The 21,311-nt window shown below is 71.8% G+C and carries 18 protein-coding genes and 2 pseudogenes; 5 read left to right on the top strand and 15 right to left on the bottom strand.

Annotation, left to right across the window (positions count from 1 at the left end; all coding sequences use genetic code 11):
* Window positions 1-48: 48 nt before the first annotated feature.
* A pseudogene (locus OTB19_RS34255) lies at window positions 49-1,188 on the top strand (MFS transporter); the annotation flags it as partial.
* A gap of 80 nt (window positions 1,189-1,268) precedes the next feature.
* Here the strand turns inward: OTB19_RS34255 and OTB19_RS34250 are convergent.
* The 6 genes from OTB19_RS34250 to OTB19_RS34225 all read right to left on the bottom strand — a co-directional run bounded on the left by OTB19_RS34250 (window position 1,269) and on the right by OTB19_RS34225 (window position 6,362).
* Window positions 1,269-1,631, bottom strand: coding sequence for a cytidine deaminase (locus OTB19_RS34250; protein WP_267802623.1), 363 nt, complete (start codon window positions 1,629-1,631; stop codon window positions 1,269-1,271).
* A 244-nt stretch (window positions 1,632-1,875) separates the two neighbouring features.
* The gene (locus OTB19_RS34245) at window positions 1,876-2,229 is read right to left on the bottom strand and encodes an MmcQ/YjbR family DNA-binding protein (RefSeq protein WP_267802622.1); all 354 of its coding nucleotides are present in this window, start codon (window positions 2,227-2,229) and stop codon (window positions 1,876-1,878) included.
* The gene (locus tag OTB19_RS34240; protein WP_267802621.1) at window positions 2,226-3,539 is read right to left on the bottom strand and encodes a hemolysin family protein; all 1,314 of its coding nucleotides are present in this window, start codon (window positions 3,537-3,539) and stop codon (window positions 2,226-2,228) included. The genes OTB19_RS34245 and OTB19_RS34240 overlap by 4 nt, the downstream gene beginning before the upstream one ends.
* Window positions 3,536-4,033: an rRNA maturation RNase YbeY gene (gene ybeY, locus OTB19_RS34235; RefSeq protein WP_053681985.1), complete on the bottom strand. Its 498-nt coding sequence runs from the start codon at window positions 4,031-4,033 to the stop codon at window positions 3,536-3,538. Before ybeY ends, OTB19_RS34240 begins: the two co-directional genes overlap by 4 nt.
* Window positions 4,034-4,046: 13 nt before the next feature.
* Window positions 4,047-5,099 carry a PhoH family protein gene (locus OTB19_RS34230; RefSeq protein ID WP_267802620.1) on the bottom strand — a complete coding sequence of 351 codons (1,053 nt, stop codon included), beginning with the start codon at window positions 5,097-5,099 and terminating at the stop codon, window positions 4,047-4,049.
* A gap of 198 nt (window positions 5,100-5,297) precedes the next feature.
* The gene (locus OTB19_RS34225) at window positions 5,298-6,362 is read right to left on the bottom strand and encodes a PfkB family carbohydrate kinase (RefSeq protein ID WP_267802634.1); all 1,065 of its coding nucleotides are present in this window, start codon (window positions 6,360-6,362) and stop codon (window positions 5,298-5,300) included.
* 281 nt (window positions 6,363-6,643) lie between these two features.
* Between OTB19_RS34225 and OTB19_RS34220 the strand changes: the two are divergent.
* Window positions 6,644-8,028 (top strand): annotated as a pseudogene (locus tag OTB19_RS34220) (MFS transporter).
* Here OTB19_RS34220 and OTB19_RS34215 read toward each other — a convergent pair.
* The 6 genes from OTB19_RS34215 to hrcA all read right to left on the bottom strand — a co-directional run bounded on the left by OTB19_RS34215 (window position 8,025) and on the right by hrcA (window position 13,541).
* Window positions 8,025-8,939 (bottom strand): ribonuclease Z, encoded by a 915-nt coding sequence (locus tag OTB19_RS34215; protein WP_267802619.1) that lies wholly within the window; start codon window positions 8,937-8,939, stop codon window positions 8,025-8,027. The pseudogene OTB19_RS34220 and the gene OTB19_RS34215 sit on opposite strands and share 4 nt — an antisense overlap.
* A gap of 3 nt (window positions 8,940-8,942) precedes the next feature.
* The gene (locus OTB19_RS34210; RefSeq protein WP_267802618.1) at window positions 8,943-9,302 is read right to left on the bottom strand and encodes a histidine triad nucleotide-binding protein; all 360 of its coding nucleotides are present in this window, start codon (window positions 9,300-9,302) and stop codon (window positions 8,943-8,945) included.
* Window positions 9,303-9,387: 85 nt separating this feature from the next.
* Window positions 9,388-10,131, bottom strand: a complete 744-nt coding sequence (locus OTB19_RS34205; protein WP_267802617.1) for a 16S rRNA (uracil(1498)-N(3))-methyltransferase — start codon at window positions 10,129-10,131, stop codon at window positions 9,388-9,390.
* Window positions 10,128-11,219: a nitronate monooxygenase gene (locus OTB19_RS34200; protein WP_267802616.1), complete on the bottom strand. Its 1,092-nt coding sequence runs from the start codon at window positions 11,217-11,219 to the stop codon at window positions 10,128-10,130. The genes OTB19_RS34205 and OTB19_RS34200 overlap by 4 nt, the downstream gene beginning before the upstream one ends.
* 168 nt (window positions 11,220-11,387) lie before the next feature.
* The gene (gene dnaJ, locus OTB19_RS34195) at window positions 11,388-12,524 is read right to left on the bottom strand and encodes a molecular chaperone DnaJ (RefSeq protein WP_267802615.1); all 1,137 of its coding nucleotides are present in this window, start codon (window positions 12,522-12,524) and stop codon (window positions 11,388-11,390) included.
* The gene (gene hrcA, locus OTB19_RS34190) at window positions 12,525-13,541 is read right to left on the bottom strand and encodes a heat-inducible transcriptional repressor HrcA (protein WP_267802614.1); all 1,017 of its coding nucleotides are present in this window, start codon (window positions 13,539-13,541) and stop codon (window positions 12,525-12,527) included.
* A gap of 162 nt (window positions 13,542-13,703) precedes the next feature.
* Between hrcA and OTB19_RS34185 the strand changes: the two genes are divergently transcribed.
* Both OTB19_RS34185 and OTB19_RS34180 read left to right on the top strand, forming a co-directional pair.
* On the top strand, window positions 13,704-14,435 hold the full coding sequence (locus OTB19_RS34185) for an MBL fold metallo-hydrolase (protein ID WP_267802613.1): 732 nt from the start codon (window positions 13,704-13,706) through the stop codon (window positions 14,433-14,435).
* A 27-nt stretch (window positions 14,436-14,462) separates the two neighbouring features.
* Window positions 14,463-15,260, top strand: a complete 798-nt coding sequence (locus tag OTB19_RS34180) for a DUF3097 domain-containing protein (protein WP_267802612.1) — start codon at window positions 14,463-14,465, stop codon at window positions 15,258-15,260.
* Between the two features lie 30 nt (window positions 15,261-15,290).
* On the opposite strand, the gene hemW is transcribed toward OTB19_RS34180, so the two are convergent.
* The 3 genes from hemW to lepA all read right to left on the bottom strand — a co-directional run bounded on the left by hemW (window position 15,291) and on the right by lepA (window position 20,618).
* Entirely contained in the window at window positions 15,291-16,523 is a 1,233-nt protein-coding gene (hemW, locus tag OTB19_RS34175) for a radical SAM family heme chaperone HemW (protein ID WP_267802611.1), read from the bottom strand.
* Window positions 16,524-16,589: 66 nt separating this feature from the next.
* Window positions 16,590-18,482, bottom strand: a complete 1,893-nt coding sequence (locus OTB19_RS34170; RefSeq protein WP_267802610.1) for an AMP-dependent synthetase/ligase — start codon at window positions 18,480-18,482, stop codon at window positions 16,590-16,592.
* Between the two features lie 273 nt (window positions 18,483-18,755).
* On the bottom strand, window positions 18,756-20,618 hold the full coding sequence (gene lepA, locus OTB19_RS34165; protein ID WP_267802609.1) for a translation elongation factor 4: 1,863 nt from the start codon (window positions 20,616-20,618) through the stop codon (window positions 18,756-18,758).
* Between the two features lie 194 nt (window positions 20,619-20,812).
* Here lepA and rpsT point away from each other — a divergent pair, with 194 nt between their 5' ends.
* Complete coding sequence (gene rpsT / locus OTB19_RS34160; protein ID WP_053681998.1) at window positions 20,813-21,079, top strand: 30S ribosomal protein S20; 267 nt, start codon at window positions 20,813-20,815, stop codon at window positions 21,077-21,079.
* Window positions 21,080-21,311 lie beyond the last annotated feature (232 nt).

Genomic DNA, 21,311 nt, shown 5'->3' with positions numbered 1-21,311 from the left:
TCTTGCCCCCCTTTTCCTGCCCCTGCACTACGTGCCCCAAAGTTTTACCACGAGTTCGACTGGTCGCGCGGCACGATCGGCTTCGCCGTCTCGGTGAACCTCGCCCTCTACGGGCTCACCGCACCCTTCGCGGCGGCCCTGATGGACCGCTTCGGCATCCGCAAGGTGGTCGCCGTCGCCCTGCTGGTCATATCCGGCGGCACCGTGGCCACCCTCTGGATGACCCAGTCCTGGCAACTGATCCTGTTCTGGGGCGTGCTGGTGGGCCTGGGCAGCGGCTCGATGGCACTGGCCTTCGCGGCGACCGTCACCAACCGCTGGTTCACCGCCCGGCGCGGACTCGTCACGGGCATCCTGACCGCCGCCGGGGCCTCCGGCCAGCTGATCTTCCTGCCCCTGCTGTCCTGGCTGGTCGAGCACCACGGCTGGCGGCCGGCGGCGGTCACGGTCTCGCTCGCGGCGCTGGTGGTCGTCCCGTTCGTCTGGCTGCTGCTGCGCGACCACCCGGCGGACGTGGGCCTCGCGCCGTACGGGGGCCCGTACGCGGAGAAGCCCGCACCGGTCCCGGGAGCCGCGCGCCGGGCGTTGTCGGTGCTGTTCAAGGCGGCCCGCACCGGCCCCTTCTGGCTGCTGGCCGGCACCTTCGCGATCTGCGGCGCCTCCACGAACGGCCTGGTGCGGACCCACTTCGTGCCGGCGGCCCACGACCACGGCATGCCGGTGACGGCCGCCGCCGGACTGCTGGCGGTGATCGGTGTGTTCGACGTGGTCGGCACGATCGCCTCGGGCTGGTTCACCGACCGCTTCGAGGCGCGCCGCCTGTTGGCCGTGTACTACGCCCTGCGCGGGATCTCGCTGATGTTCCTGCCGATGCTGCTGGCCCCGTCCGTCCACCCGCCGATGGTCTTCTTCATCATCTTCTACGGCCTGGACTGGGTCGCCACCGTCCCGCCGACCATCGCGCTGTGCCGGGAGCAGTTCGGGGAGGACGGCGCGATCGTCTTCGGCTGGGTCCTGGCCTCGCACCAGGTGGGCGCGGCCGTGGTGGCCTTCCTGGGTGGCCTGGCCCGCGACGCCTTCGGCTCGTACGACCTGGTCTGGTACGCCTCGGGCGGCCTGTGCGCGATGGCCGCGCTGATGGCGATGGTCATCCGCCGGCGTCCCGCCGTGACCGCGTCAACGGCCTGAGCGTTCCGCGCCGCCGGCCGGGCGTGGCCCGGCCCGGCCCGGCGGACGTCGGGAACGCGGCGGCCGCTCCCCCGTGCCTGTCAGCCGGCCGGGGTCGTGGACCTGAGGGTGCCGTCCGGGGCCGCGAGGAGGACCGGGGTGTCGGGGCCGCCGAGGTCGCGGACCGCGGCGCGATCGGCGTCGGCCGGCGCGTCGGCCGCGCTGACCACGGCCGCGGCCTCCAGGGACTGCGCCCCGCTGGCCACGGCCATGGCGACGGCCGTCTGGAGCGCGCTCAGCTTGAGGGAGGCCAGGTCCACGGTCCCGGCGACGTACGTGCGACCCGTCTCGTCCCGGACCGCCGCACCCTCGGGCACCCCGTTGCGGGCGCGGGCGCTGCGCGCCAGCGTGATGATCTTGCTGTCCTCGGGGTCGATCCCGATGTTCGCGGTGCTTTGGGTCATGGGCGAAAGCATAGGGAGCGCCTCGGCGGGCCGTGCGACGACCCCACCGAGGCGCTCTCCCCTCCAACCCCTCGTCCCCCCGTGAACGCGGGGTACCCGGCAGACGGATCTTGCTCGGGATGCACCAAACCTAAGCGCCGGCCGCGAGTGGCCGACGATCCGTTGGTCCCGGAGGGCGGCGACCTTCGGCCCTGCCGGATTCCATCCCCCGAAACCTCGGATCAGACCTCTCGGCTCCCCCGCGTCACGGCCGGTCGAGCCGCAGCCGCTCCGCCTTCGGCAGCCCGGCGACCACGAGGTCGTACGAGTCCTCCACCAGCTCCCGGACCATCGCATCCGGCAGCCCGCCCACCGTCACCGTGTTCCAGTGCCGCTTGTTCATGTGCCAACCCGGCACGATCGCCTCGTGATCGGCCCGCAGCCGCACCGCGAGGTCCGGATCGCACTTCAGGTTGATCTTCAACGGCGAGGCACCCAGCGCCGACAGCGCGAACACCTTCCCCAGCACCTTGAACACCGAGGTCTCGGGGGTGAAGGGGAACTCCTCCACCGCCTCGTTGAAGTCCAGGCAGAACGCACGCAGTTGCCCCGGCGTCACTCCGAGCCCTCCTCGCCCTCGCCGGCCGCCGCGACCACCGGCTCCACCAGCACCGTCACGATCTTGTTCCGTCGGCCCGCCGGGGACTCGGCCGTCAACCGCAGGGGCCGCCCGTCCGGTTCGGGCAGGTCCACGATCGCCGAGGCACCGGCGATCGGCACCCGCCCCAGCGCCTTGGCCAGCAGTCCGCCGACCGTCTCCACGTCCTCGTCGTCGAAGGCCTCGACGCCGAACAGCTCGCCGAGGTCGGTGATGTCGAGCCGGGCCGTGACCCGGTAGCGGTCCTCGCCCAGGTCCTCGACGGGCGGAAGCTCGCGGTCGTACTCGTCGGTGATCTCGCCGACGATCTCCTCGAGGATGTCCTCGATGGTGACGATGCCCGCCGTGCCGCCGTACTCGTCGATGACGACGGCCACGTGGTTGCGCACCGACTGCATCTCGCGCAGCAGGTCACCGGCGTTCTTCGTGTCGGGCACGAACACCGCCGGCCGCATCGCCGTGGAGACCAGGTCGGACTCCGCCTCACGACTGATGTGCGTCTTGCGGACGAGGTCCTTGAGGTAGACGATCCCGACGATGTCGTCCTCGTTCTCCCCGGTCACCGGGATGCGCGAAAAACCGGACCGCAGGGCCAGCGTGGTCGCCTGACGGATCGTCTTGTACCGCTCGATGCAGATCAGGTCCGTGCGCGGCACCATCACCTCGCGCACCAGGGTGTCCCCGAGTTCGAAGACCTGGTGCACCATGCGGCGCTCGTCGTCCTCGATCAGCGATTCCTTCTCCGCCAGGTCCACCATGGCCCGCAGTTCCGCCTCGGAGGCGAACGGCCCCTTGCGGAAGCCCTTCCCGGGCGTGAGCGCGTTGCCGAGGAGGATGAGGAGCTGCGGGATCGGCCCCATGACCCGGGCCAGCGGCACGAGGACGTACGCGGCCGCCGTCGCCGTGTTCAGCGGGTGCTGCCGGCCGATGGTGCGCGGCGACACCCCCACGGCGACGAACGACACCAGCACCATGACCCCGATGGCCACGAGCAGCGCGGTCCAGGTGTCGCCGAACTCGTCGAGGCAGACGTACGTGACGAGCACGCCCGCCGCCATCTCACACGTCACCCGCACCAACAGGGCGACGTTGAGGTAGCGGGTGGGGTCGGCGGAGACCTGGAGGAGCTTCGCGCTGCCGCGCCGCCCCTCCCGTACGGCCTGCTCGGCCCGGAAGGCGGAGATGCGGGCGATCCCGGACTCGGCGCACGCCGCGAACCAGGCGACCACCACCAGCAGGACCGCGCCGGTGATGAGTTGGAGGGCGTTCACGAGACGGTGGGCGCGGGTGACGGACCGGTCAGGCCGCGCTCACCGCGCCAGCCGTCGACGATGGCCGCCTGGAGGCCGAACATCTCGGCCTTCTCGTCCGGCTCCTCGTGGTCGTACCCGAGCAGATGCAGCACCCCGTGGACCGTCAGGAGCCCGAGCTCCTCGTCCATGGAGTGCCGCGTCGGCGCTTCCTCGCCCTGCCGCTTGGCCACCTCGGGACACAGGACGATGTCGCCGAGGAGCCCCTGCGGGGGCTCCTCGTCGTCCTTCGCCGGCGGACGGAGTTCGTCCATCGGGAAGGACATGACGTCGGTGGGTCCGGGCAGGTCCATCCACTGGATGTGGAGCTGCTCCATCGCCGCCTCGTCGACGACGATGACGGACAGCTCGGACAGCGGGTGGATCCTCATCCGGGCGAGCGCGTAGCGGGCGATGTCGAGGATCGCCTGCTCGTCGACCTCGATTCCGGACTCGTTGTTGACGTCGATCGACATGGTGCGCTGGGTTCTACTTCCGCTGGTAGCCGTTCCGGGACTGCGTGGGGTCCCGGCTGTCGTCGTACTTCTCGTACGCGTCGACGATACGGCCGACCAGCTTGTGCCGGACGACATCCTCGGACGTGAGCCGCGAGAAGTGGATGTCCGGCACCCCTTCCAGGATGTCCTGCACCTGACGCAGACCGCTCTTGGCCCCGCCCGGGAGGTCGACCTGCGTCACGTCACCGGTGACGACGATCTTCGAGTCGAAGCCGAGCCGGGTGAGGAACATCTTCATCTGCTCGGTGGTGGTGTTCTGTGCCTCGTCGAGCACCACGAACGCCTCGTTCAAGGTGCGGCCCCGCATGTAGGCCAGCGGCGCCACCTCGATGGTCCCGGCGGCCATGAGCCGCGGGATGGAATCCGGGTCGATCATGTCGTGCAGCGCGTCGTAGAGGGGGCGCAGGTACGGGTCGATCTTGTCGAACAGGGTGCCCGGCAGGAAGCCGAGCCGCTCGCCCGCCTCGACGGCGGGACGGGTCAGGATGATCCTGCTGACCTGCTTCGACTGCAGGGCCTGGACCGCCTTGGCCATGGCCAGGTAGGTCTTGCCGGTGCCCGCGGGACCGATGCCGAACACGATCGTGTTCTTGTCGATCGCGTCGACGTACCGCTTCTGGTTGAGGGTCTTGGGACGGATGGTCCGACCGCGGCTGGAGAGGATGTTCTGGGTGAGCACCTCGGCGGGCGTCTCGTCCCCGGCGTCGCCCTTGCCGTTGCCGTTCGCCTTGAGCATGGCGATCGAGCGTTCCACTGCGTCCTCCGTCATCGACTGCCCGGTGCGGAGCACCAGCATCATCTCGTCGAACAGGCGCTGGATCAGCGCGACTTCCGCCGCGTCGCCGATCGCGCTGACCTGATTGCCCCGAACATGGATGTCGGCCTTCGGGAAGGCCTTCTCGATCACGCGCAACAGGGCGTCGCCCGATCCGAGCACGGTCACCATGGGATGGGTGGCCGGAACGGTGAAGTGGGCGCGCGCCTGGCCCGGCGCGGGGGTGCGGGCTGTCGGTGTCTGAGTCATGGGCCGGCACTGTGGCCTGCGCATACCTCCCACTGAGGGGTCGCTCGGGTCGTCGACCTCCGGACTACCAAGGGTACGTCTCCGCCGCCGCTTCCCCGAGAGGTTTTCCCGCACGCGTCCCGGCCGGTCGGGGCGCGCGCCCCGACGGGGTCCGACGGTGGCCGGCCCGCGCATCCGGCGGTGTCCCGGAGAGGCGACCTAGACCGGGTGCCGGAAGCCGATCGTGGGCACGGCGCGGCGCCTCGGTCCCGGTGTCGCCCCGGACGGGACGAGTTCCTCCAGGAAGGCGTACCGGCCCCGCAGCTCGGCCGGGGCCGTCTGCCACCAGTGGGCGACCTCCGGCCATCCGGGGGCCGACAGGGAGCCGCCGAACTCCTGGACCGACAGGGCCGCCGTCAGCCCCGCGAAGGCCAGCCGGTCGGCGAGCGGCCATTCCGCCAGGGTGCCCGTCACGAACCCCGCCACGTACACGTCGCCGGCGCCCGTCGGGTCCAGCGCGTCCACGGCGATCGCCGGGACCTCCGCCGTCTCCCCGGTCCGGCCGTCGACGGCGTACGAGCCCTCCGCGCCCATGGTCACCACCGCGAGCGGCACCCTTTCGGCCAGCGCCCGGGCCGCCGCGCGCGGACAGTCGGTCCGGGTGTACCGCATCGCCTCGCCCGCGTTCGGCAGGAAGGCCTCGCAGTGCTCCAGGTCGGCCAGCGCCCCCAGGTCCCAGCGCCCGCTCTCGTCCCAGCCCACGTCGGCGAAGACCAGCGAGCCCTGCCGGGCCGCCTCGGCGACCCAGGGCTCGCCCCGGCCCGGTGCCAGCGAGGCCACGGCCGCGCGGGCTCGGGGCGGGCAGAGCGGGAAGGGGTCGGGGCCGGCCGGGGGCGGGGCCTCGTGGCCGTGGGAGACCATCGTGCGCTCGCCCTCGTACGCCATCGAGACGGTGACGGGGCTGTGCCAGCCGGGGAGGGTGTGGGACATCGACAGGTCGATGCCCTCGCCCTGTTCGAGCGCGTCCCAGCAGTACTCGCCGTAGTGGTCGTCCCCGAAGGCGGCGGCGAGCGAGGTCCGCAGGCCGAGCCGGGCGAGCGCGGCGGCCATGTTGGCGACACCGCCGGGGCTGGAGCCCATGCCGCGCGCCCAGGATTCCGTGCCGCGGACCGGGGCGGAGTCCAGGCCGGTGAAGATGATGTCGAGGAAGACCGTTCCCGTCAGGAAGACGTCGCAGCCCGGTTCTTGGGGATCCCGCACCGGACCGAGCGGGTCCAGTTTCATGGGTCGGCTGATGCGGCTGTCCCGACTGGTCACGGTGTGCTCCCCGTTTCGTGCGTGTGCGGTTCGAAGTCTCGTGGATGTGTCGAAGAGTCGTTTCTGCAAGTCGGCTTGAGGTGGAAAGCAGCCACCCATGCCCCGGTTCGACCGGCGCAAACCCCAGTGTGACGCACATCACCGCCAGCACGCTCTTCTGTCGACCGGCCGGCGCTTGATAAACAGGTGCACCGCCCACTCTCCGGAACCCTCGTTCCAGCTGCGCAGCAACGGAAACACCCGTGTCGATCACCTCCCCCGCGCCCTCGTCCGCGCACCCCGCCGCCTGGCCCCTGGTGGCCCTTTTCACAGCCGGATACGCGGCGCCCTACCTCCTCCCGACCGTGGTCGGCCGGCTCGACGCGTACCTTCCGCTGAGTCCCGCCCAGGCCGGGCTGATCGGCTCGGCCCTGCTGCTCGGATCCGCCGGCGCCGGATTCACCCTGGCCTCCCGCATCCCCCGGCACGGGCCCCGCGCCCTGGCCCGGCTCGGGCTGCTGCTCGCCGTCGCGGGCTACGGCGCCGCGGCGTCGACCTCCCTGCTGCCCCTCGTCGTCGTGGGCGCCGTGGTCGGCGGCTTCGGCTCGGGGACGGCGACCGCCGTGGCCGCCTCCGGGATCGCCGGGACGCGCGACCGCACCGCACCTCCGCCCTCGGACTGCTGTCGGTGTCGGCGACCGCGGGCGCGCTCTACCTGACGCTGCCCCGGTTCGGCGGCGACCTGCTGGGGCACGGGCTGCCGTTCGCGGCGATCGCGCTGGTGGCCGCGGCGGTCTGGCCCGCGGCCTCCCGACTCGGCGGCCCGGCCGACCCCGGCCCCGCCGTACGGACCTCCGGGCGCCTTCCCTACCCGCGCGCCGGGGTGGTCCTGGCGGGCGGCCTGCTGCTGTGGTCGCTCGCCCAGAACTCGCTGTGGGGGGTCAGCGGCCGGATCGGCGCCGAGCAGGCGGGCCTGTCCGAGGTCACCCTCGGCATGGTCTTCGCCGCGGCGTTGGGCGCCGGCCTGGTCGGTGTCACGGCCGCCTCGGCCCTCGGCTCCCGGTGGGGCCGGGCCGTCCCGATCGGCGCGGGGACCGCGGTGATCGCCTGCTGCGTGGTGGTGGCCACCTCCGCGCGGGGCCTGGGCGGCTTCGCGGCCGGGGAGATCCTCTGGAACGCCTTCTACCCGGTGGTCCTGTCCTACGTCATCGGGCTGGCGGCGGCCCTGGACCCGCGCGGCCGCTGGGCGGTGCTGGCCGGCTCCGCCTCCTCCCTCGGGGTGGCGTGCGGGCCCGTCACCGGCAGTCTGCTCGCCGAGGCCGTCGGCTTCCCCGTGATGGGCCTGACCCTGGGCGTCCTGCTGTTGGCGGTGGCCTGGCCGATGACCGCCGTCGCGCTGCACGCGGGCGGCCGCCCGCTGGTACCGGGCTCGGTCCGGCGCCGCGGTGGCGCGCCGGCGGCCGTGCTGGCCGCGAGCGCGGGCGCCCCGACGGGCGCGGTGCCCCGGATCGGCGCACCGGAGCTGGAGGTCGCCGAGATCTCGGTGCGCCCCGTGCGCCGGCTGCCCCGCCGGGTGCTGCTGCTCTCCCCGGCGGCCCGGCGCGCCCGCGCCCGCACCGAGGACAGGGCGCCCGACCGGCGGGTCTCCGTCTAGGCGGCCTGGCTCCGCTTCGGCACCGGTACCCGTACGAGGTCGGCGGCGATCGTCAGTTCGCCCGCGTAGCCGGCCGCGCGGGCCTGTCGCTCGAACTCGGTCGGGTCGGAGTAGCGCTGCGAGAAGTGCGTCAGCACCAGGTGTCGGACGCCGGCGTCGCGTGCCACCCGGGCGGCCTGACCTGCGGTCAGGTGCCCGTGGTCGGTGGCGAGTCGCTCGTCCTCGTCGAGGAAGGTCGACTCGATGACGAGCATGTCGCAGCCCTCCGCGAGCGCGTACACGCCCTCACAGAGCCGGGTGTCCATGACGAAGGCGAACCGCTGCCCGGGCCTGTGCTCGCTGACGTCGTCCAGGGTGACGCCGTTCCACTCCCCCTCGCGCAGCAGCCGGCCCACGTCCGGCCCCTTGATCCCGCGTTCCGCGAGCAGTTCGGGCACCATGCGGCGCCCGTCCCGTTCGACGAGCCGGTAGCCGAAGGCCTCCACCGGGTGCGAGAGCAGTCGCGCCTCCAGGACGTATCCGGCCTCGCGCGCCAACGGGCCGTCGGCGGCGACCGGTTCCTCTCGGAGCGGGACGGTCTCGCGGTAGGCGGTGGCGTACCGGAGCCGGTCGAAGAACTTCTGCCCCGAGGCCGGGTAGTGCGCGGTGACCGGGTGCGGGACCCGGTCGAGGTTGATCCGCTGGATCAACCCGGCCAGGCCGAGGCTGTGGTCACCGTGGAAGTGGGTGACACAGATCCGGTTGATGTCGTGCGCGGCGACCCCGGCGCGCAGCATCTGGCGCTGGGTGCCCTCGCCCGGGTCGAAGAGGATGCCCTCGCCGTCCCAGCGCAGCAGGTAGCCGTTGTGGTTGCGGCTTCGGGTGGGAACCTGGCTTGCGGTGCCCAGCACCACGAACTCTCTTACGGACACGGCTTATCCGGGGGGCCACTGGAGGCCGCGGCCGCCGAGGACGTGCGCGTGCGCGTGGAAGACGGTCTGCCCGGCGCCGGCGCCGGTGTTGAAGACGACCCGGTAGCCCCGGTCGACGACCTTCTCGTCCGCGGCGACCTGACCGGCCTCGCGCAGCACGTCGGCGGCGACGCCCGGCTCGGCGGCCGCGAGGGAGGCGGCGTCGGGGTAGTGGACCTTCGGGATGACGAGCACGTGCGTGGGCGCCTTGGGGCTGATGTCCCGGAAGGCGACGGTCGTCTCGGTCTCCCGGACGACGGTCGCCGGGATCTCGCCCGCGACGATCTTGCAGAACAGGCAGTCCGCCTGGGGTTCCCCGGCCATTGCTGAGCCTCCCGTGAAGGTGATCGGTCCCGGCATCGTATCCGCCGGCGCCCCCGCCCCGGCCAGGGGTTTCCGGCGGGGCCGCTCAGCCCCAGCGCCCCGTGCGGGCCAGCAGGACGGCGACCGCGGCGGTCCCGGCGGTGGAGGTGCGCAGCACCGAGGGCCCCAGCCGGTACGGCAGGGCGCCGGCTTCAGCGAAGGTCGCGAGTTCCTCCGGGGAGACCCCGCCCTCGGGGCCGACGACCACGACGACGGACCCGGACGACGGCAGTTCGGCCGTCGCCAGGGCTCCGGAGGGGGCGTCGCGGTCCTCGTGCAGGACCACGGCCAGGTCGGCTTCGGCGAGGAGCGCCGCCACCTGCTTCGTCGAGAGGGCCTCGGCCACCTCGGGAAAGCTCACCCGGCGGGACTGCTTGCCCGCTTCCCGGGCCGTGTTGCGCCACTTGGCGAGGGACTTGGCGCCCCGGTCGCCGCGCCACTGCGTGATGCAGCGCGAGGCCTGCCAGGGCACGATCGCGTCGACGCCGGTCTCGGTCATGGTCTCCACGGCGACCTCGCCCCGGTCGCCCTTCGGCAGGGCCTGCACGACGGTGACGCGGACGGTGGGCGCCGGCTCCTCGAAGGATCCGGACACGGACACGACGAGCCGGTCCTTGCCCTCGGCGGCCTTCACGACGGCGTCGGCCCAGCGGCCCCGGCCGTCCGTGAGGACCACCGCCTCGCCGGGGTTGAGCCGCTTGACCGACACCGCGTGCCGGCCCTCGGGGCCCTCCAGGGTGAACTCGGGCCCCGCGGGGACCTCTTCGACCACGAACACGGGGGCCGTCATGACGCTCTCCTCATCTGCAACACCTTCAACGCGCTCTGCGCCTCGGCCAGTTCGGCCGCCAGCACCTCCATCAGCTCCCCGGCCGGCAGCGTCCGCGCCAGCCGGTGGCCCTGCCCCGCCCACAGGGCCATGCCCTGCGGGTCCCCGGCGGCGGCCGCCGCCTTGCGCAGGCCCGAGGTCAGGTGGTGGACCTGCGGGTAGGCAGCCGGGGCGTACGGGCCGTGTTCCCGCATGAAGCGGTTGACCAGGCCCCGGGCGGGCCGGCCGGAGAAGGCGCGGGTGAGTTCCGTGTGCGGGAAGAGCGGGTTCGTCAGCGCCTTCTTGTGCAGGGGGTGCGCGCCCGACTCCGGACAGGCCAGGAAGGCCGTGCCGAGCTGGGCGGCCTCGGCGCCCGCCGCGAGCACCGCCGCGATCTGCGCGCCGCGCATCAACCCGCCCGCCGCGATGATCGGGAGGGCCACGGCCTCCCGTACCCGGGCGACCAGGACGAGCAGTCCGACCCCGGCCGTGCCGTCGATCTCGGGGTCGTCGCGGTGCGTGCCCTGGTGGCCGCCCGCCTCGACGCCCTGGACGCAGACGGCGTCGGCCCCCGCCGCCTCGGCGGCGCGGGCCTCCTCCACCGAGGTCACCGTGACGACGGTGTACGTGCCGGCCTCGCGCAGCCGGGTACAGACGGCGGCGGGGGGACAGCCGAAGGTGAACGAGACGACGGGGACGGGGTCCTCGACGAGGATGGCCAGCTTGGCCTCGTAGCCGTCGTCGGAGGTGCCGATGATGTCCTCCTCGGCCAACGACACCTCGTACCAGTTGGCCTCGCCCGCGAGCTGTCCCCGGTACGTCTCGATCTCGGCCGGGTCCACGTAGCCGGTCTGCGGCATGAAGAGGTTGACGCCGAACGGACGTCGGGTGAGCGCGCGCAGCCGCTTGATCTCCTGGTACATCCCGTCGGCGGTCTTGTAGCCGCCGGCCAGGAAGCCCAGCCCGCCCGCCTCGCACACGGCGGCGGCCAGCGGCGGACAGGAGGCGCCGCCCGCCATGGGCGCCTGCACGATCGGGTAAGGGGTGAGACCGTTCGGCGAGGAGGACATGGACTGCATCGTGCCACGTCCCGCGCACCGGGCCGAATCATCGCATTCGCCTGGCATAGTCCGCCTGCGAAGTCGCTCGACCCCGTGTCGCGCCCCGCCCCGCACGGCGTCGAGCCCGACCCGGGACATCCCCGGATCGGGCTCGTACGAGATGACGCCGACGGCCGGTCAGCGGCCGTTGAACGCGTCCTTCAGACGGCTGAACAGACCCTGCTGGCCCGGCGCGAACTGGCCCATCGGCCGCTCCTCGCCGCGCAGCTTCGCGAGCTGGCGCAGCAGGTCCTCCTGCTGGGCATCCAGCTTGCCGGGGGTGGTGACCTCGACGTGGACGATCAGGTCGCCCCGCCCGCCGCCGCGCAGGTGCGTGACGCCGCGCCCGTGCAGCGGGATCGCCTGACCGGAGCCGGTGCCGGGCCGGATGTCGATCTCCTCCATGCCGTCCAGCGTCTCCAGCGGGCATTTGGTGCCCAGGGCCGCCGCCGTCATGGGGAGGGTGACCGTGCAGTGCAGGTCGTCCCCGCGCCGTTGGAAGGTCGGGTGCGGCAGCTCGTGGATCTCCACGTACAGGTCGCCGGCGGGGCCGCCGCCGGGGCCGACCTCGCCCTCGCCCGCGAGCTGGATGCGGGTGCCGTTCTCGACACCGGCGGGGATCTTGACCGTGAGGCTGCGGCGGGACCGCACCCGGCCGTCGCCCGCGCACTCGGGGCACGGGGTGGGGACCACGGTGCCGAAGCCCTGGCACTGCGGGCAGGGCCGCGAGGTCATGACCTGGCCCAGGAAGGACCGGGTGACCTGCGAGACCTCACCGCGACCGCGACACATGTCACACGTCTGCGCCGAGGTGCCGGGGGCGGCGCCCTCACCGGAGCAGGTCGTACAGACGACGGCCGTGTCGACCTGGATGTCCTTGGTCGTCCCGAAGGCCGCCTCGTCCAGTTCCAGGTCGAGGCGGATCATGGCGTCCTGGCCGCGGCGGGTCCGCGAGCGCGGTCCGCGCTGCTGGGACTGGCCGAAGAAGGCGTCCATGATGTCGGAGAAGTTGCCGAAGCCACCCGCTCCGAAGCCGCCCGCTCCGCCGCCGCCCGAGGAGGACAGCGGGTCGCCGCCGAGGTCGTAGACCTGCTTCTTCTGCGGGTCCGAGAGCACCTCGTAGGCCGCGTTGATCTCCTTGAAGCGCTCCTGCGTCTTCGGATCCGGATTCACGTCCGGGTGGAGTTCGCGCGCGAGGCGACGGAAGGCCTTCTTGATCTCGTCCTGCGATGCGTCGCGGCGCACGCCGAGAACGGCGTAGTAGTCCGTGGCCACTTACGACTCCGCCAGGATCTGTCCGACGTAACGTGCCACTGCGCGTACCGCTCCCATCGTTCCGGGGTAGTCCATGCGGGTCGGTCCGACCACGCCGAGTTTGGCGACTGCTTCGCCGCCCGAACCGTAGCCGACCGAGACGACGGACGTGGAGTTCAGTCCCTCGTAGGCATTCTCATGCCCGATCTTCACGGCCATCCCCGACTCGTTGGCCTCGCCCAGCAGCTTGAGGAGCACGACCTGCTCCTCCAGCGCTTCGAGCACCGGCCTGATCGTCAGGGGAAAATCATGTCCGAACCGTGTGAGGTTGGCGGTGCCGCCGATCATCAGCCGCTCCTCCGCCTCCTCCACGAGCGTTTCGAGAAGGGTCGCGAGGACGGCCTTGACCGTCGCCCGGTCCTCGGTCTCGAAGGACTCCGGAAGGTCCTGCACCAGCGGCGGCACGTCGGTGAACCGACGGCCGACGACCCGGCTGTTGAGCCGCGCCCGCAGGTCCGCGAGCGAGGTCTCCCCGAAGGGCGTCTGGCAGTCGACCAGCCGCTGCTCGACCCGACCGGTGTCCGTGATCAGCACGAGCATCAGGCGCGCGGGCGCCAACGACAGCAGCTCGACGTGCCGGACGGTGGAGCGGGTCAGCGACGGGTACTGCACCACGGCGACCTGCCGGGTGAGCTGGGCGAGCAGCCGTACGGTGCGCCCCACGACGTCGTCGAGGTCGACGGCGCCGTCGAGGAAGTTCTGGATGGCCCGCCGCTCCGGGGTGGACAGCGGTTTGACCCCCGCCAGCTTGTCCACGAAGAGCCGGTAGCCCTTGTCGGTGGGGATCCGACCGGCGCTGGTGTGGGGTTGGGCGATGTACCCCTCGTCCTCCAGCAGCGCCATGTCGTTGCGCACGGTGGCGGGCGAGACGCCGAGCCGGTGCCGCTCGGTGAGCGCCTTGGAGCCGACCGGCTCCTCCGTCCCGACATAGTCCTGGACGATGGCGCGCAGCACCTCGAGTCTGCGTTCGCTGAGCATCGCGCACACCTCCAGATGCGGTCGGTCGTCTTCGGTCGTCGTGCGGTCCCGTTGCGGGCCTTGTTGGCACTCTGCACATTCGAGTGCCAGAGATCCCCCGGTCAGTGTACGGCCGGGTGGTACGCGGGAGGCAAGGGCGGCCCGCCAGGGTAGCGTCACCGCATGGACGTGCAATGGGAAGAGGCGGGCTGGGAACGGCTGACCGGACGGGTCGGACGGCGCCGGTTGCCGGTGTGGGACTGCACGGTGGGGCTGGTGGTGGGCGACGATTCGGTTCTTCTCGTCGACCCCGGTTCGTGCGTGCGGGAGGGTGCGCGGGTGCGGGCCGAGGCGGAGCGGCTGACCGGCCGGCACGTGACCCATATCGCATTCACGCACGGACATTTCGACCACGTTCTGGGTGGCTCCGCCTTCACGGGCGCCGAGTTCCACGCGGCGGTCGGCCTGGACAAGGTGCTGTCGACGCCCACCGGCCGCGAGGAACTGCGGTACAGCGCGACCGCGCAGGGCCTGGACGCGGCGGAGGCCGCGGAGGCCGCCGACCTGGTCGTGGCGCCCGGGCACCCGGTGTCGGGCGAGCGGACGCTGGATCTGGGCGCCGTACAGGTGCTGCTCGCGAACCTCGGCCCCGCGCACTCCCAGCACGACCTGGCGGTCTTCGTGCCGGGCGAACGGGAGGTCGTCTTCTGTGGGGACCTGGTCGAGGAGTCGGGCGAACCCCAGGCCGGCTCGGACGCGGTGCCCGGGCAGTGGCCGGCGGCCCTGGACCGGCTGCTCTCGCTGGGCGGCGACGACGCGCTGTACGTGCCGGGTCACGGAGCGGTGGTCGACGCGGCCTTCGTCCGTGCGCAACGCGACACACTGGCAACGAGGTTCGGCGTGTCGACGGCGTGAGCGCGGGCTCTCTCGTACGGTCGCCGGATGCGTGAGTACTCCCCCGACCTGACCCCGCCGTGGAAGCGCGCCAAGGCCGTGCCCGAGGTGCCGGCGGACCCCGACCTGGTGGTCGAGGTGGCCGGTACGGACTTCTGCGGCGCGGTGGTGGCCTGCGAGGCCGGCACGGTGACCCTGGAGGACCGCTTCGGCAAGCGGCGGGTGTTCCCGCTGGAGCCGCGCGGCTTCCTGCTGGACGGGGCGGTGGTCACCCTGACCCGCCCGTCCCGCGCCCCCGCCGCCCCGGCCCGTACGGCCTCGGGTTCGCTCGCCGTCCCCGGGGCCCGTGCCCGGGTGGCCCGGGCGGGCCGGATCTACGTCGAGGGCCGTCACGACGCCGAGCTGGTGGAGCGGGTCTGGGGCGACGACCTGCGCATCGAGGGCGTGGTCGTGGAGTACCTGGAGGGCATCGACGACCTGCCGACGATCGTGGCGGACTTCGCGCCGGCCGCCGACGCCCGGTTGGGCGTCCTGGTGGACCACCTGGTGCCGGGTTCGAAGGAGTCGCGGATCGCGGCCGAGGTGACCTCCCCGCACGTCCTGATCGTGGGCCATCCCTACGTGGACGTCTGGCAGGCCGTGAAACCGTCCGCCCTGGGCATCGCGGCCTGGCCGGTCGTCCCGCGCGGGGAGGACTGGAAGACGGGCGTCTGCCGGGCGCTGGGCTGGCCGCCGAACACGGGCGCCGCCTGGCAGCACATCCTGTCCAGGGTGAGCTCGTACCGGGACCTGGAGCCGACCCTGCTGGGAGCGGTGGAGCACCTGATCGACCACGTCACCGCCTGACGGGGCCCGGCAGGATCCGAAAGAGACGGGCTAGTCCACCAGGTCCCGGACCACCGCGTCGGCCAGCAGCCGCCCCCGCAGGGTCAACACGGCGCTCCCGGCCTCGTACGGGCCGGGGGCCAGCAGTCCGTCCGCCAGGGCGCGTCGGGACGCCGCCAGGCCCGCGGGGGCGAGCAGCGACAGCGGGACGCCGTCCACGAGCCGCAGTTCCAGCAGGATCCGCTCGACGCGCCGGTCCTCGTCCGACAGGAGCTCCCGGCCCGCGCCCGGGGACCGGCCCCCGGCCAGCGCCGCGGCGTAGGCGCCGGGGTGCTTCACGTTCCACCAGCGCACCCCGCCCACGTGCGAGTGGGCGCCGGGGCCCGCGCCCCACCAGTCGGCGCCGCGCCAGTACAGCTCGTTGTGCAGGCAGCGCCCGGCCTCGGAGGTGGCCCAGTTCGACACCTCGTACCAGGAGTAGCCGGCCTCGGCCATCACCGAGTCGGCGATCAGGTACCGGTCGGCGTGCACGTCGTCGTCGGTCATCGGGACCTCGCCACGGCGGATCCGTCGGGCCAGCTGCGTGCCCTCCTCCACGATCAGCGCGTAGGCGCTGACGTGGTCCGGCCCGGCCCCCAGCGCGGCCGCCAGCGTGGCCCGCCAGTCCTCGTCGGACTCGCCGGGCGTTCCGTAGATCAGGTCGAGGTTCACGTGCTCGAAGCCGGCCGCCCGCGCCTCCGCCACGCACGCCTCGGGGCGTCCGGGCGTGTGGGTGCGGTCGAGCACCTTCAGGACGTGCTGTTTGGCGCTCTGCATGCCGAAGGAGACCCGGTTGAAGCCGCCCTCGCGCAGTTCCGCGAGGTACCGCGGGTCCACCGACTCCGGGTTGGCCTCGGTGGTGATCTCGGCGTCCTCGGCGAGCCCGAACTCGTCCCGGATCGCCGCCAGCATCCGCACGAGGTCCCCGGCGGGCAGCAGGGTGGGCGTGCCGCCGCCCACGAACACGGTGCGCACGGCCCGCGGGTCGTCCCCGAGGACCTTGCGCGCCAGCCTGACCTCGTCGATCAGGGTGTCGGCGTAGTTCTCGCGGGAGGCGAGCACGCCGCCGGTGCCCCGCAGCTCGGTGGCCGTGTAGGTGTTGAAGTCGCAGTACCCGCAGCGCGTCGCGCAGTAGGGGACGTGCAGGTAGAAGCCGAGCGGCCGCTCGCCGGCGCCCGCCAGGGCGTGCGACGGCAGCGAGCCGTCTTCGGGCATGGGTTCACCGTCGGGCAGTGCGGAAGGCATGAGCCCATTGTCCCGCACCGCCCGAAGGTCGTTTACGCTCCGCGACCGCGGCCGGTCCGGGGGCGCCTACGCCTCGTTCGCGCCCGCGTACATCTCGTCGATGAGGTACTTGAACTCGCGCTCCACGACCGGCCTCTTGAGCTTGAGGCTCGGGGTGAGGTCGCCGTGCTCGACGTCGAGGTCACGGGGCAGCAGCCGGAACTGCTTGATCGTCTGCCAGCGCTGGAGGCCCTCGTTGAGGGTCTGCACGTAGGTCTCGACGAGCCGTACCGTCTCGGGCGCGGCCACGACCTCGGCGTACGTCTTGCCCTCCAGGCCGTGGTCGGCCGCCCAGGTCAGGATGGCGGGCCCGTCGAGGGCGATCAGCGCGGAGCAGAAGTTCCGGTCGGCGCCGTGGACCACGATGCTGGAGACGTACGGGCAGATCGCCTTGAATTGGCCCTCGATCTCGGCCGGGGCGACGTACTTGCCGCCCGAGGTCTTGATCAGGTCCTTCTTGCGGTCGGTGATGCGCAGGAAGCCGTCCGGGGAGAGCTCGCCGATGTCGCCGGTGTGCAGCCAGCCGTCGGCCTCCAGCACCTCGGCGGTCTTGTCGGGCAGCCCGTGGTAGCCCTGCATGATGCCGGGGCCGCGCAGCAGGATCTCGCCGTCGTCGGCGATGCGGACCTCGGTGCCGGGGAGCGGCTTGCCGACGGTGCCGGTGCGGTAGGCCTCACCGGGGTTGACGAAGGAGGCCGCGCTGGACTCCGTGAGGCCGTAGCCCTCCAGGATGTGGATGCCGGCGCCGGCGAAGAAGTAGCCGATGTCGGGGGCGAGGGCCGCGGAGCCGGAGATCGCGGCGCGCAGCTTTCCGCCGAAGGCGTCGCGGAGCTTGGAGTAGACGAGCGCGTCGGCGACCTTGTGGCGGGTGGCGAGGCCGAGGGGGACGGACGCGTTGCCGGTGCGCCGGAAGTTGTCCTGGCTGACCTTGGCGTACTCGCGGGCGACGCCGGCCGCCCACTTGAAGATCTTGTACTTGGCCCCGCCGGCGGCGCGCGCCTTGCCGGCGGCGCCGTTGTAGACCTTCTCGAAGATGCGCGGAACGGCGGCCATGTAGGTCGGCTGCACGATCGGCAGGTTCTCGATGATCTTGTCGATCCGGCCGTCGATGGCGGTGACGTGGCCGACCTCGATCTGGCCGGAGGTCAGCACCTTGCCGAAGACGTGCGCGAGCGGCAGCCACAGGTACTGGACGTCGTCCGAGTTGATCATGCCGGTCGCGACGGTGGCCTTGGCCATGTACGACCAGTTGTCGTGCGGCAGTCGCACGCCCTTGGGGCGGCCGGTGGTGCCGGAGGTGTAGATCAGGGTGGCGAGCTGATCGGCGGTGATCGCCGCGATCCGCTCCCTGATCGCCTCGGGGTGCTTGGCGAGGTACTCCTTGCCGCGCGCCTCCAGCTCGGCGAGGGAGAGCACCCAGCCCTCGGGGTCGCTCTCGTGCGCGACGGCGTCCTCCGCGTCCAACACCACCACATGGGCGAGGCGGGGCAGGTCGGCGCGGTGCGCGCGGGCCTTGGCCAGCTGCTTGGCGTCCTCGGCGATCAGCACCCGGCTCTCGGAGTCGGCCAGGATGAACGCCGACTCCTCGCCGTTGGTGCTCGGGTAGATGGTGGTGGTCGCGGCGCCGGCGCACATCACGCCGAGGTCGGCCAGGATCCATTCGACCCGGGTGTTGGAGGCGAGCGCGACCCGGTCCTCCGACTGGAGTCCGAGGTCGGCGAGACCGGCGGCGATGGCGAACACCCGCTCGGCCGCCTGTCCCCAGCTGAGCGACTTCCAGTCGTCGGGGCCCCCCGAGCCGCCGGCCGCGGGGACCGGATAGCGGTAGGCCTCGGCGTTCGGCGTGGCCGCGACGCGGTCAAGGAAGAGGGCCGCCACGGTGGGCGGGCGGTTCTCGATCAAGGTCTGTGTGTCGCTCACGACATCCTCCGGACCGGTCCACGCGGCAGTGCGTGGGCGTGGGGCGCTTGGGACGGGCGGGTGGGGACCTGCGCGTTACGGCTGGCGAGTTTGTGACTGGCGAGTAACCATCAAGCAGTGATCAGACTAGAGGCCGCCCGCCCGACGCGTAAGAGGCGGCGAGCGGCCGCTTCATAACGAAACGGGCCCCCATGCGGGTGCATGTGGGCCCGTTTCTCACGACATGGGACGGGCGCGCTTCTTGACCCGCCCTTTACATCCGTCCGGCGTCCGCTACTTCTTCTTGCCGGACTCGTCGCTGGAGAGGACGGCGATGAAGGCCTCCTGCGGGACCTCCACGGAGCCGACCATCTTCATCCGCTTCTTGCCTTCCTTCTGCTTCTCCAGCAGCTTCCGCTTACGGGAGATGTCACCGCCGTAGCACTTGGCGAGGACGTCCTTGCGGATGGCGCGGATGGTCTCGCGGGCGATGACGCGGGAGCCGACGGCCGCCTGGATCGGGATCTCGAAGGCCTGGCGCGGGATGAGCCCGCGCAGCTTCGCGACGAGGCGCACGCCGTAGGCGTAGGCGGCGTCCTTGTGCGTGACGGCGGAGAAGGCGTCGACCTTGTCGCCGTGCAGCAGGATGTCGACCTTGACCAGCCCGGAGGCCTGCTCGCCGGTGGGCTCGTAGTCCAGGGAGGCGTAACCGCGCGTCTTGGACTTCAGCTGGTCGAAGAAGTCGAACACGATCTCCGCGAGAGGCAGCGTGTAGCGGATCTCGACCCGGTCCTCGGAGAGGTAGTCCATCCCGAGGAGGGTGCCGCGGCGCTGCTGGCAGAGCTCCATGATCGCGCCGATGAACTCGGAGGGCGCGAGCAGGGTGGCCCGCACGACCGGCTCGAACACGTCCGAGATCTTGCCCTCGGGGAACTCGCTCGGGTTGGTGACGTTGACCTCCTTGCCGTCCTCCATGACGACGCGGTAGATCACGTTGGGCGCGGTGGCGATCAGGTCGAGCCCGAACTCGCGCTCCAGGCGCTCGCGGACCACGTCCAGGTGCAGCAGGCCGAGGAAGCCCACGCGGAAGCCGAAGCCCAGCGCCGCCGAGGTCTCCGGCTCGTAGACGAGCGCGGCGTCGTTGAGCTGGAGCTTGTCCAGGGCCTCGCGCAGGTCGGGGTAGTCCGAACCGTCGAGCGGGTACAGGCCCGAGAAGACCATCGGCCGCGGGTCCTTGTAGCCGCCCAGGGCCTCGGTCGCGCCGTTGTGCAGGCTGGTGATGGTGTCACCGACCTTGGACTGACGGACGTCCTTCACGCCGGTGATGATGTAGCCGACCTCGCCGACGCCGATGCCGTCGGAGGGGGTCATCTCCGGGGAGGAGACGCCGATCTCCAACAGCTCGTGGGTCGCGCCGGTGGACATCATCCGGATGCGCTCGCGCTTGTTGAGCTGACCGTCCACGACACGGACGTAGGTGACGACACCGCGGTACGAGTCATAGACCGAGTCGAAGATCATGGCGCGGGCGGGGGCGTCCTTGGGGCCGACCGGGGCCGGAACCGTGGCGACGATCTTGTCGAGCAGCGCGTCCACGCCGAGACCGGTCTTCGCGGAGACCCGCAGCACGTCCTCGGGCTGGCAGCCGACCAGGTTCGCGAGCTCCTCGGCGAACTTCTCCGGCTGGGCGGCCGGCAGGTCGATCTTGTTCAGCACCGGGACGATCGCGAGGTCCTTCTCCATCGCCAGGTACAGGTTGGCGAGGGTCTGGGCCTCGATGCCCTGCGCGGCGTCCACGAGCAGGACGGTGCCCTCGCAGGCGGCGAGGGAGCGCGAGACCTCGTACGTGAAGTCGACGTGCCCCGGGGTGTCGATCATGTTGAGGACGTGGGTCTTGCCCTCGTCCTCACCCGTGTTCGGGGCCCAGGGCAGACGGACCGCCTGGGACTTGATCGTGATACCGCGCTCACGCTCGATGTCCATGCGGTCGAGGTACTGGGCGCGCATCTGCCGCGAGTCCACCACACCGGTGAGCTGGAGCATCCGGTCGGCAAGCGTCGACTTGCCGTGGTCGATGTGCGCGATGATGCAGAAATTGCGGATCAGCGCCGGGTCGGTACGGCTCGGCTCGGGCACGTGGCTGGGGATCGCGGGCACGCAGTGTCCTGATTCTCGGGTCGCAGTCGGGAAGTCGTCTCTATATACGCTCCATGGTCCCATGGACGGGGGCATGCGCCCGGTTTGGGCCGCCCGGAGCGTGCCTGGTAGCCTGAGCAGCTGTGTCTCGTATGGCCTCAAGCCGTTCGAGACGCAATCCGAAGATCAAACTCTGAACCTGCAAAGGCTCTTTCGTGGCGAACATCAAGTCCCAGATCAAGCGGAACAAGACGAACGAGAAGGCGCGCCTGCGCAACAAGGCCGTCAAGTCCTCGCTCAAGACCGCGATCCGCAAGGCCCGCGAGGCCGTGGCCGCGGGCGACGTCGAGAAGGCCACCCTGGCTTCCCGCGACGCTTCGCGTGCGCTCGACAAGGCTGTCTCGAAGGGTGTCATCCACAAGAACGCCGCCGCCAACAAGAAGTCGGCGCTGGCGATCAAGGTTGCCTCCCTCCAGGGCTGAGCTCCTGATGTGATCGCCGGGTAGGAATCCAGCGGGCCCTCTCTCCCGCTCCTGACCGGCACTCCGCGCCGCACGCGAAGCGTTCGCCACGCGGGTGCGGCGCAACCAGAACCACCGAAGGCCCCGACGGCCACCCTTCCCCAGGGTGCCGCCGGGGCCTTCGCCTTTCCCTGGGCCGCGGGGGCGGGGCCGGGGTGGGGGTGGGGCTGCCGGGCGGGGCCGGAGCCGGGCG

Source organism: Streptomyces sp. H27-H5 (genome assembly GCF_026627505.1).
GTDB lineage: Bacteria > Actinomycetota > Actinomycetes > Streptomycetales > Streptomycetaceae > Streptomyces.
This window is presented reverse-complemented; position numbering and strand designations above follow the sequence as displayed.